The organism is Pseudonocardia sp. DxW (assembly GCF_058448985.1).
Genome location: NZ_JBZFLK010000012.1, coordinates 30,740 through 40,425, shown reverse-complemented (window position 1 = coordinate 40,425; position 9,686 = coordinate 30,740). Strand labels below are relative to the sequence as shown.

Annotated in this window: 12 protein-coding genes; 5 read left to right on the top strand and 7 right to left on the bottom strand. The window is 73.6% G+C overall.

Going from position 1 to position 9,686, the window contains the following annotated elements; genetic code table 11:
- Positions 1–22: 22 nt before the first annotated feature.
- A complete protein-coding gene (locus ACVJO7_RS19450; protein WP_491674063.1) occupies positions 23–1,021 on the bottom strand; it encodes a hypothetical protein in 999 nt (332 codons plus the stop codon).
- Positions 1,022–1,169: 148 nt separating this feature from the next.
- On the opposite strand from ACVJO7_RS19450, the gene ACVJO7_RS19445 reads away from it, so the two are divergent.
- On the top strand, positions 1,170–1,328 hold the full coding sequence (locus ACVJO7_RS19445) for a hypothetical protein (RefSeq protein WP_491674062.1): 159 nt from the start codon (positions 1,170–1,172) through the stop codon (positions 1,326–1,328).
- Between the two features lie 19 nt (positions 1,329–1,347).
- On the opposite strand, the gene ACVJO7_RS19440 is transcribed toward ACVJO7_RS19445, so the two are convergent.
- From ACVJO7_RS19440 to ACVJO7_RS19430, 3 genes are all read right to left on the bottom strand, one after another.
- Entirely contained in the window at positions 1,348–1,782 is a 435-nt protein-coding gene (locus tag ACVJO7_RS19440) for a TIGR03618 family F420-dependent PPOX class oxidoreductase (protein ID WP_491674061.1), read from the bottom strand.
- A gap of 17 nt (positions 1,783–1,799) precedes the next feature.
- The gene (locus tag ACVJO7_RS19435) at positions 1,800–2,192 is read right to left on the bottom strand and encodes a transglycosylase family protein (protein WP_344022304.1); all 393 of its coding nucleotides are present in this window, start codon (positions 2,190–2,192) and stop codon (positions 1,800–1,802) included.
- 196 nt (positions 2,193–2,388) lie between these two features.
- Complete coding sequence (locus ACVJO7_RS19430) at positions 2,389–3,606, bottom strand: MFS transporter (protein ID WP_491674060.1); 1,218 nt, start codon at positions 3,604–3,606, stop codon at positions 2,389–2,391.
- 71 nt (positions 3,607–3,677) lie between these two features.
- Between ACVJO7_RS19430 and ACVJO7_RS19425 the strand changes: the two genes are divergently transcribed.
- Entirely contained in the window at positions 3,678–4,226 is a 549-nt protein-coding gene (locus ACVJO7_RS19425; protein WP_491674059.1) for a hypothetical protein, read from the top strand.
- 60 nt (positions 4,227–4,286) lie between these two features.
- On the opposite strand, the gene ACVJO7_RS19420 is transcribed toward ACVJO7_RS19425, so the two are convergent.
- Positions 4,287–4,778: a Dps family protein gene (locus ACVJO7_RS19420; protein ID WP_344022298.1), complete on the bottom strand. Its 492-nt coding sequence runs from the start codon at positions 4,776–4,778 to the stop codon at positions 4,287–4,289.
- 173 nt (positions 4,779–4,951) lie between these two features.
- A complete protein-coding gene (locus ACVJO7_RS19415) occupies positions 4,952–5,365 on the bottom strand; it encodes a universal stress protein (RefSeq protein WP_344022296.1) in 414 nt (137 codons plus the stop codon).
- Positions 5,366–5,514: 149 nt separating this feature from the next.
- Here ACVJO7_RS19415 and ACVJO7_RS19410 point away from each other — a divergent pair, with 149 nt between their 5' ends.
- From ACVJO7_RS19410 to ACVJO7_RS19400, 3 genes are read left to right on the top strand one after another with little or no spacing between them, the layout of a single operon-like run.
- Positions 5,515–6,513, top strand: a complete 999-nt coding sequence (locus tag ACVJO7_RS19410; RefSeq protein WP_344022294.1) for a Bug family tripartite tricarboxylate transporter substrate binding protein — start codon at positions 5,515–5,517, stop codon at positions 6,511–6,513.
- Positions 6,510–7,043, top strand: a complete 534-nt coding sequence (locus ACVJO7_RS19405; protein WP_491674058.1) for a tripartite tricarboxylate transporter TctB family protein — start codon at positions 6,510–6,512, stop codon at positions 7,041–7,043. Before ACVJO7_RS19410 ends, ACVJO7_RS19405 begins: the two co-directional genes overlap by 4 nt.
- A gap of 3 nt (positions 7,044–7,046) precedes the next feature.
- The gene (locus ACVJO7_RS19400) at positions 7,047–8,552 is read left to right on the top strand and encodes a tripartite tricarboxylate transporter permease (protein WP_491674057.1); all 1,506 of its coding nucleotides are present in this window, start codon (positions 7,047–7,049) and stop codon (positions 8,550–8,552) included.
- Positions 8,553–8,684: 132 nt separating this feature from the next.
- On the opposite strand, the gene ACVJO7_RS19395 is transcribed toward ACVJO7_RS19400, so the two are convergent.
- Positions 8,685–9,626, bottom strand: a complete 942-nt coding sequence (locus ACVJO7_RS19395) for an MFS transporter (RefSeq protein ID WP_491674056.1) — start codon at positions 9,624–9,626, stop codon at positions 8,685–8,687.
- Positions 9,627–9,686: the final 60 nt, after the last annotated feature.

The following is a 9,686-nucleotide window of genomic DNA, read 5'->3' as shown; positions in this document are numbered from 1 at the left end:
GAGCGGGACGAAACGGGGATCGTCAAGCAGGAAACACCGCCCGCCGGAGCTCGGCGGTGAACCGCAGCCGCAGCTCCGGCCCGGGCGGCGGCCCCGGGGACGCCCGGGTGGTGAGTTCGTCGGCGTACACCCGGAAGCAGCCGTGGATGCCGCGCAGCAACCCCTCGACCAGGAACGGCCCCGGCTCGGCCGGATCCAACACGGTCCGCAGCATCCGGTGCCCGGTGCCGTCGCCGGTGGCCGCGTCCGGGCAGACGACGAACAGGCCCCGGCCCGCCAGGACCGCCTCCTGCAGCAGGTCCCGGACGAGCTCGGTGTCGTCCACCGGTTCCCCGTGACCGGGTTGCAGGACGTGCCGGGTGACCGTCAGATCCTCGTGGTCGATCGCCTCGGCCAGCGCGACGACGTCGGCGACCGGATGCCCGACGACGGCCGACACCTGCGCGGCCGCGGCGCGCAGCCAGCGCAGCGCGGCAATCGCCGCCGCGGTCGGTTCGACCTCGCTCAGCAGCCGCCACGCCCCCAGCGGATCCTCGTGCAGGATGCGGTGGGCGAGCGTCAGCTGCTCGGCGGGCACCCCGATCCGGACGTGCGTGACGGCCTGGGCGGAACGCCCGGTGAGGTCGCCCGCGTCGGCGTCGAGGACGGCCTCGATCTCGGCCCGGACCTCGTCGACGACCGCGTCGGCGAAGGCGCGGCCCGGTGCCACGGCCACGACGCGACCCAGGGTGTGCGCGATCCGGTCGCGCTCCTCCGGGATGCGGGCCGGGTCGACGGGCGGGAACTCCGGGAAGCGGACCGCCTCGACCAGCCCGAACGGCTGGATCGAGATCGCCTCGTCCTCGGCGTAGGCCGACCAGAGCAGCTCGGAGAGCCGGGTGAGCAGTCCGGCGGCGCGGCGCGCGTGCACGGCGTCCCAGCTGCGGGGGACGCGGGCGATCCGGGCGGCGACGGTGCCGTCGCCGGTGGGCCAGGTCGCGACGATCACGGACGCGGTCGGGTCGTGGGCGTAGGAGGTCATCACGGACCGTCCCCGTTGGGAGTCATACGGCTTGGACGACGCCCGTGTGCGGGCGGTTCCGGTGGGGTCGCGGTCGGGCACCGGGAGCCGCGGGGCGGGCGGTGTCCGACCCAGTTCTGCCGCCCGGTCGCGCCGGCTCACGGAGCCGATGCTCTCCCCCGGGCGGGCCGACGAGCTGGTGTCCAACGCCGACGTCCTGATCCACGCCGCGGTCCCCGATCACCCGCCGGGAGCGCGCGAGCGACGTTCCGACGAGGTCGCCGCCCTGACCGGCCTGTCGAGCAGGCTCCACCTGCGTCCGGGCTGACCGACGAACGGCCCCCCGCTCAGAAGTTCCCCAGCACCCGCACCGGGGTGACCAGCACCGCGGCCCGCCGCTGCTCGGCCATCACCCGGTCGTACTCCGCCCAGTCCCCGTGGATCCCGCCGCAGGCGGTGAACACGTCCCGCAGCAGCCGCGGGACGTCGACGCCCTCGACCGGGTCGTCCGGCCCGACGATCTCCGAGGTCCCCTCGACGGCGGCCCACTTCCAGCCGGCCCGCCAGTGCAGCGACGTCGCGGGTCGCGCACGCAACGCCCGCAGCTTGACGGGGCCGTAGGTCACGTAGGCCGCCACCGGGTCACCGGAGACGGGATGGTCGAGGACGCCGGCGTTCACCAGCGAGGTGTGCGGGCTGCCGTCGGGCCGGACGACGGCGACGGTGCACAGTCCGCTGTCCGCCGCCACGATCCGGCGGACGATGTCGAGATCGACGCTCATCCCCCGAGTCTGCCCGCTCAGCGCCAGCCGAGCTTCTTCGTGCAGGCGGGCCACGCCTTCCAGCCCTGCTGGTCCTGGACCTTCTTGGCGACGGCGATCTGCTGGGACTTCGACGCCTCATCGGCGCTCGCCGCGTACTGGGTGCCGCCGAACTCCTCCCAGGTGGACGGCGTGAACTGCAGCCCACCGGTGAAGCCGTTGCCGGTGTCGGCGTCCCAGTTCCCGGTGCTCTCGCAGTGCGCCAGCTGGTCCCAGGTGTCGGTCTGCTCGACCGACGGGGCCGACGGCGACGACGGGGCCGCGACCGCGGTGCCGACGAAGCCCAGCGGGGCGGCCGCCATCGCGGTCAGCGCGCCGATCCGGGCGGCGCGCCGGCCGGTCGGGGTGGGTTTCCGGTGGCGTCCTGCCATGGGGTCGTACCTCCGTGCGTCGGGGAGCGGTTCGAACGGGCCGACACGGTAATCACGCCGGACATCCCACTCACAACCCGTGACACACGCTCACCGTCCGTGGAACGACGAGTGGTCCACCGTGCGCGTCGACCGTCGAAGGGAGTAACGCAATTCAGACGAACAGCTCAGCGTCCGCGGCGCCGCCACCCGCCGATCACCCGGTGCGGGTCGTCGCGGGAACCCGTTCCCCGGTGGCGGACGCGGGGACACGCCGGGCGAGCACCGCCGCGACCACCGCCAGGCCGACGACCACGCCGCCGTAGACCAGCGCGGTCGGCCGCAGCCCGACGGCCGTCGCCGCCACCCCGGCGAGCATCGCGGGCACGCTGAACGCCAGGTAGGCCAGGCTGTAGGTGGCGGCGAACAGCTCGCCGCGCTCGTGCGGGGTGGCCAGCGCGGCCAGCGTCCCGAACGTCGCGTAGGCCGCCGACCCGAACCCGACGCCGGCCACCAGGGTCCCGGCGGTCGCGACCGGGAGCAGCCCGGCGAGCGTCCCGGCCAGGGTGACCAGCGTGCCGAGCCCGAGCAGCAGCGCGGCCGGTGCCAGCACCCGGGCCGGCGCCCGGTGCCGCAGCACGTAGGCGCTCGCCGCGCCGGTCAGGCACAGCGCCGCGACCACCAGCCCACCGACGAGGTGGTTCCGCACCCCGAACAGCCCGATCACCACCGACGGGCCGAGTGACAGGTACAGCCCGCCCAGCGACCAGCTCGCGACCAGGGTCGGGACGATCGCCACGAACCCGGGCCGGACCCGCTTCGGCACCGCGAGCCGGGGGCGCAGCGACGCGAGCGCGCCGGGCCGGCGGGTGACCGTCTCCGGGATCAGCGCGATCAGCAGCGCGGCCACCAGCAGGCCGCCGAGCAGCAGCACCCAGACCAGCCGGGTCGGGGCGGGGGCGAACTCGACGAGCGCGCCGGTCGCGAGCCCGCCGAGCCCGAGCCCGGCGAGCGGCGCGGTGCCGTTGACCAGGCCGGCCCGCTCGGGTCGCGGCGCGAGATCGACGATGGTCGCCGGCAGGGTCGCGGTCGCCGCACCGGTCGCGATCCCCTGCACGATCCGGGCCGCCAGCAGCCAGCCGACCCCGTCGGCCAGCAGGAACAGCACCAGCGCGACGATCTCCAGCGCGATCGCGCCGAGCAGCACCGGCGTGCGGCCGACGTGGTCGGACAGCGCGCCGACGACGAGCAGCGCGGCGATCAGCGCGAGCACGTAGACCGCGAACACCGCGGTCAGGGTGAACTCGGTGAAAGCGAACCGCTCCTGGTAGACGACGTAGAGCGGGGACGGTGCCGACGACGCGGCCAGGAACCACAGGAAGGTCGCCGCGACCACGGCGAAGGCGACCGGCGGGGACAGGCGGATCCGGTGCACGACGCTCCTCGGGTTCACTCAGGTACTGAGCAGTGCCAACGGAATCCGGCGGCCGCGGCATTCCCGGCCGGGTGAGCGTCGATCCGGTCCTGCCGGAACCGGCCGGGTGGTGGCAGGCTGAGGAGGTGCTGCGTGCGTCGTCCACCCGGGTGCGGCTGTTCAGCGTCCGCTACGAGGTCACCCAGGACGGCCGACCGGTCACCGGCTGGACCGCCCGGACCTGGCAACCGCATCGCGACCTGGTCATCGACGGCCATCCCTACGCGCTGCGCTCGGAGGGTGTCGCCCGGTTCGCGCTGGAGGGCGACATCCGCGCGCACATCCTGCGCACCGTCGACCACCCGTACGGCCCGCTGTCGACGCCGCACTGGAACGTCGAGGTCGGCGACCTCACCTATCGGATGGCCGGCTCCGGGATCGGCCGCCGGTTCGCGCTGCTCACCACCGCGGACGCGGCGAACGAGGCCGGCCGGGTGTGGCGGACCGGCGCGCTGCGCCCCTCCTACGCCGCGCAGCTGCCCGCCGCGCTGGCGCTGCCGGTGCAGGTGTTCGTGCTGTGGTCGGCGATGGCGATCTGGCGGGCCAGCGTCGCCGCCGCCACCGCCGCGGTCGCCCGCTGACCGGCCCCGGACACCGATCGGCCCCGGACACCGTGCGGTGTCCGGGGCCGGTGATCGGGATCAGGCCTCGCCGCGGTACCCGGCGGCCTGCGCCTGCCACATCCAGCGGGCCTCCTCCAGCGCGCGGCCCAGCTCGATGAGCAGGTCCTCGGTGAGCGGGTCGGCCTTGCCGGCCTGCTCGATGCGCGGGCGGAGCCGGTCGACGGCGACGTCGACGGTCGCCGAGACGGCCAGCACGGTGTCGGCGTCGGACACGTAGCCCTCCGGGTACTCCGGGAGGCCGGTGTCACGGCCGACGGTCCGCACCCGGCCGTCCGGGGCGACGCCGATGGCGGCGGAGCGCTCGGCGACGTTGTCGCCGTGCTCGCGGGCCAGGTCGACGAGCTCGTCGAGGTGCAGGTGGATGTCGCGGAACTGCTTGCCGACGAGGTTCCAGTGCGCCTGCTTGGCGACCAGGGAGAGGTCGACGAGATCGACCAGGGTCTCCTGCAGCACGCGACCGGTGATGTCGCGGGCACCGTCGTCGAGCGGGCTGGTGATCGGGGTGGCCATGGTTCGCACGGCTCCTTTCGCGTCGGTCCGGAACGAGCACCGGCGGGGGTCTCCCGCCTACACGGGGTGCAACGCCGGTCTCGGTTCCGGTATGCCCCGAACCGCCCGCCCGCATGCCGTTCCGTGACCCGTCAGACATCCGGTGAGGTATGCCTGACCTGCGAAAGGCCGGCCTATCGGGCGGCGTGCGTGACCAGTACCGGCACCGGCGACTCGAGGATGATGCGCTGCGCGACGCTGCCGGTGAGCAGCTTGCCGACCGGGCTGCGCCGCCGGACCCCGACGACGAGCAGCGACGCCCCCGCCGCCGCGGCCAGGTCCAGGATCGCCTCGGCCGCGTCGCCGCCGTCGTCGATCACCTGGACGTCGGTCTCCGGGTCGCCGTCGGCGCGCAGCGCGGCGAGCCGGGACTCCACCCGGTCCCGCAGCGGCCCGCCGTCGTCGGGCTCGGTGTCGTTCTCGAACCGCTCCTGGTGCTCGGTCGCGAGCGCGACCAGCCTCGCACCCCGCAGCCGGGACTCGCGGACCGCGAGGTCCAGCGCGGCGGTCCCCTCGGGCGTCGGGCCGTAGGCCACACAGATCGTCATGTCGCTCCCCATCAAGCGCGTGCGGACGGCGCCGACCCTAACCACGGAATGGGGAGAAACCCGGAAAAGTTCATTGTGTTCGCAGCGGACATAGAGTTATCGAAGCCGGACATTGGTAACGGCCCATACCTGTGATTACCGTTCCCGCCATGCCACGACGGCAGGTCATCGCAGCCCTGGGAATCGTACTCGTCGCCGCACTCGCGGTGACCGCCTTCGCCGACGCCGCCCGGTCCGGGGAGGGTCAGGCGGCGCGCTCCAACCTCACCATGATCGCCCCCGCAGCGGCGGGCGGCGGCTGGGATCTCGTCGCCCGCGAGTCCCAGCAGGCCATGCGCACCGGGAACATCGTGAACACCGTCCAGGTGGTCAACATCCCGGGCGCCGGCGGCACCATCGGCCTGAACCAGCTGGCCGGGCTCGCCGGCGAGGAGACCACCATGATGGTCACCGGCACCGTGATGCTCGGCGGGATCAGCCAGTCCGGCAGCCCGCTGAGCCTGGCCGACACCACGCCGATCGCCCGGCTCGCCGAGGACTTCGAGGTGATCGCCGTCCCCGCGGCGTCACCGTTCCGCACGCTCGAGGACATGCTCGTGGCGTGGGAGTCGAACCCGGCCGCACTGCCGATCGGCGGCGGATCCGCCGGCGGCATCGACCACATGGTCGCCGCGCAGCTCGCGCAGGCCCGCGGCATCCCGGTCGAGAACATGGTCTACACCCCGCACCCGGGCGGCGGTGAGCTCACGCTCAGCCTGCTGTCCACCGCCGCCGGCACCGTCGGCGTCGGCGTCTCCGGCTACAACGACTTCCGCGACCTGGTCGAGTCCGGCCAGCTGCGGGTGCTGGCGGTCGTCTCGCCCGAGCGGCTGACCGGGGTCGACGCCCCCACCATGGACGAGCTCGGGTTCCCGCAGGTCGATCTCGTGAACTGGCGCGGCCTGGTCGCCCCGGCCGGGATCACCCCGGACGAGCGGGCCGAGCTCGAGGCGATCGCCCGCGAGATGGTCGCCACCGAGTCCTGGTCGGAGGCCGTCGAACGCAACCGGTGGGTGCGCAGCGAGATCTACGGCGAGGACTTCGAGAAGTTCCTCGTGACCGAGCAGACCCGGATCGACGACCTTCTGAAGGAGCTGGGATTGGCATGAGCGGCCGTCCTGCACATCTGTCGAGGGGCGCCCTGGTCGTCCCCGCCATCCTCGCCGGACTGGGGATCTTCCTGGTCTACGGCACCGTGACGATGGAGGTCGTCGGCGACGGCGGCCTGTTCGGCCCGACCACCATGCCGTGGATCGTGGCGGTGCTCTGCTTCGTCGTCGCCGCGCTGCTCGCGTTCGACATCCTCCGCCCGCGACCCGAGTACGACCCCCCCGCCGCCGGCACCGCCGACGGTTCCGCCGGGGACTCCGGCGAGGCCGGTCCGGCCGCGCCCGAGGGCGTCAACGTGCCCGCCGTGCTCACCGCGGTCGGCGGTGTCGCCGGGTTCATCATCGTCCTGCCGTTCCTCGGTTGGATCCTGTCCGCCACCGGCCTGTTCACCGCGGTTGCGGTGGCGCTGGGCAACCGCCGCTGGCCGGGCATCGTGCTCGGTGGCCTGGCGGTCTCCTCCGCGGTTCAGGTCGTGTTCAGCGCCCTGCTGGGGATCTCGCTGCCCAGCGGGTTCGTCGGGGGGTTCTGAGCGATGGAACAGCTGTCCAACCTGCTCGGCGGTTTCGCCGACATCCTGAGCCCGTCCGCGCTGCTGTTCGTGTTCCTCGGCGCCCTGATGGGCACCGCGGTCGGTGTGCTCCCCGGCCTCGGCTCGGCGATGGCGGTGGCGCTGCTGCTGCCGCTGACCTTCGTCCTGGACCCGACCAGCGCGCTGATCATGTTCACCGGGATCTACTTCGGCGGGCTGTTCGGCGACTCGATCGCCGGCTTCCTGATGAACACGCCCGGCAACTCCACGGCGATCGCCAGCACCTTCGAGGGCCACCGGATGGCCCTGCGCGGCAAGGCCGCACAGGCGCTCGCCACCGGCGCGATCGGCGCGTTCATCGGCGGCATGGTCGCCTCCGCGCTGGTCGTGTTCTTCGCGCCCACCCTCGCGCAGCTCGCCACCGGGTTCGGCCCGGCCGAGTTCCTGGCACTGGCCGTGTTCGCGTTCGTCGCGATCTCCGCGGTGGTCGCCGACTCCGCGATCCGCGGTGTCGCCGCGCTCGCCATCGGCCTCACCCTGGCGCTGATCGGGATCGACCAGCCGTCCGGGAGCCCGCGGTTCTCGTTCGGCTTCTCCCCGCTGCTCGACGGCATCTCGATCGTCGTCATCACGGTGTCGCTGCTCGCGCTGGGCGAGGTGTTCAGCCAGGCCGCGAAGGTCGGCCGGGCCCAGGAGACCAAGGCCGTCATGCCGACCGGACGCTGGTGGCTGTCCCGCGCCGAGTTCCGGCAGGCGCTGCCCGCCTGGCTGCGCGGCACCGCGATCGGCGTCCCGTTCGGCGTCATCCCGGCCGGTGGCGCCGAGGTGCCGACGTTCCTCGCCTACGGCACCGAGCGCCGCCTGGACCGGCGCAAGCCGGAGCCGACGTTCGGCAAGGGCGCCATCGAGGGTGTCGCCGCGCCGGAGGCGGCGGGCAACGCCACCGCCGGCACCGCGATGGGCGCGCTGCTCGCGCTCGGCCTGCCGACCTCGGCGACCGCGGCGATCCTGCTCGCCGCGTTCCAGCAGTACGGCCTGCAGCCCGGCCCGCTGCTGCTGGAGCGCTCCGGGGACATCGTGTGGGCGCTGCTCGCCGGCTTCTTCCTGGCGATGATCGTGCTGCTGATCCTGAACCTGCCGTTCGCGCCGCTCTGGGCGCAGCTGCTGCGGGTGCCGAAGTCCTACCTGTACGCGGGCATCGCGGTGTTCGCCGCGTTCGGCGTGTACGCGGCCGGCGCGAGCACCGTCGACCTGGTGATCATGCTGGTGCTCGGCGTGCTGGGGCTGGCGATGCGGCTCTACGACATCCCGGTCGCGCCGGTGCTGATCGCGGTGATCCTCGGCCCGCTCGCCGAGTACTCGCTGCGCGACGCGATGGGCAACTCGGACAACGACCCGGCCGTGCTGGTGTCGAGCCCGATCACCGTGGTGCTCTACCTGCTGCTCTTCGCCGGTGTGGCGTGGACGGCGTGGCGCCGGTTCGCCGAGAAGCAGGCCGCCGACGTCTGAGCACCGCCCCGACCCTGGGGCCGCACCCCGCGCTCCCCACGGGGTGCCGCCGCCCCCTCCCTCACGAGCGGACCTCCCGTGGCCGTCCCCCCGGCCACGAGGGGTCCGCTCGTGGCGTTCCGGGTCCTGCGCTCACCAGGGTTCCGAGCGTGTCCATTCCGGACGCCAGCCGATGTAGCGCGGCATCACCCACACCGTCACCACGCTGATCACCGCGGTCAGGACCAGGTAGCCGCCGGCGATCCAGGGGCTCCCGGCCCCGGCGGCGAGCAGCGCGGTCAGGATCGCCGGCGTCAGGCCGGAGGCGTAGATCCCGGACACCTGGTAGACCAGCGACAGTCCGGTGTAGCGCACGTCGGCCTCGAACAGCTCCGCGTAGAGCGCCGACTGGGTGCCGGTCATCAGCGCGTAGGTGATGACGAAGACGCCCCAGGTGTTGAACGCGGCGCCCTCGGCCCAGCGGGCGAGCATCCCGGTGCCGAGCCCACGGCGGTGCACCCGGGTGCGGAGCAGCTCGACGGTGGGGACCTTCGTCGTCATCCCGGTCTCCTGCAGCTTCCGGAACTCCGGGGTCTCCAGGATCGTCAGCCGCACCGCGAGCCCGACGACGACCAGCCGCACCGACACCAGGAACGCGGCCCGCCAGCCGTAGGCCAGGAAGGTCTCGTCGTCGAGGAACTCGGCGAGCAGCACGAACGCCCCGGTGCCCAGCGCGAGCCCGAGGCCCAGGCCGATCTGCGGGACGCTGCCGTGGAGGCCGTGATTCCCGGGCGGCGTGTTCTCGATCGCGAGCAGCACCGCGCCGTCCCACTCGCCGCCGACCGCGACGCCCTGCAGGATGCGCACCAGCACCAGCACCAGCGGCGCAGCGACGCCGATCGCGGCGTACGGCGGCAGCAGCCCGATCAGCGCGGTCGCGACGCCCATCAGGACCAGGGCCGCGATCCGGTCCGCTACTTCGGCGGCCACGGCGTCCCCACCGATCCCGTCCTCGACGACGCGGTGGCCCTGGCCCGCTCGGACCTGCGCCGCCCGCCGACGGCCGGGCCGCACGTCGTCCTCGGCCCGGTGCACGTGGCGGGCGCCCGCCCCGAGGACTGGCTGCGGTCGGCTTCCCCGAGTTCCGGCCGCGGG

Coding starts and splice junctions, on each gene's coding strand:
- ACVJO7_RS19450 (WP_491674063.1), bottom strand. CDS start 1,021: ATGACCTCCTACGCCCACGACCCGACCGCGTCCGTGATCGTCGCGACC.
- ACVJO7_RS19445 (WP_491674062.1), top strand. CDS start 1,170: ATGCTCTCCCCCGGGCGGGCCGACGAGCTGGTGTCCAACGCCGACGTC.
- ACVJO7_RS19440 (WP_491674061.1), bottom strand. CDS start 1,782: ATGAGCGTCGATCTCGACATCGTCCGCCGGATCGTGGCGGCGGACAGC.
- ACVJO7_RS19435 (WP_344022304.1), bottom strand. CDS start 2,192: ATGGCAGGACGCCACCGGAAACCCACCCCGACCGGCCGGCGCGCCGCC.
- ACVJO7_RS19420 (WP_344022298.1), bottom strand. CDS start 4,778: ATGGCCACCCCGATCACCAGCCCGCTCGACGACGGTGCCCGCGACATC.
- ACVJO7_RS19415 (WP_344022296.1), bottom strand. CDS start 5,365: ATGACGATCTGTGTGGCCTACGGCCCGACGCCCGAGGGGACCGCCGCG.
- ACVJO7_RS19410 (WP_344022294.1), top strand. CDS start 5,515: ATGCCACGACGGCAGGTCATCGCAGCCCTGGGAATCGTACTCGTCGCC.
- ACVJO7_RS19405 (WP_491674058.1), top strand. CDS start 6,510: ATGAGCGGCCGTCCTGCACATCTGTCGAGGGGCGCCCTGGTCGTCCCC.
- ACVJO7_RS19400 (WP_491674057.1), top strand. CDS start 7,047: ATGGAACAGCTGTCCAACCTGCTCGGCGGTTTCGCCGACATCCTGAGC.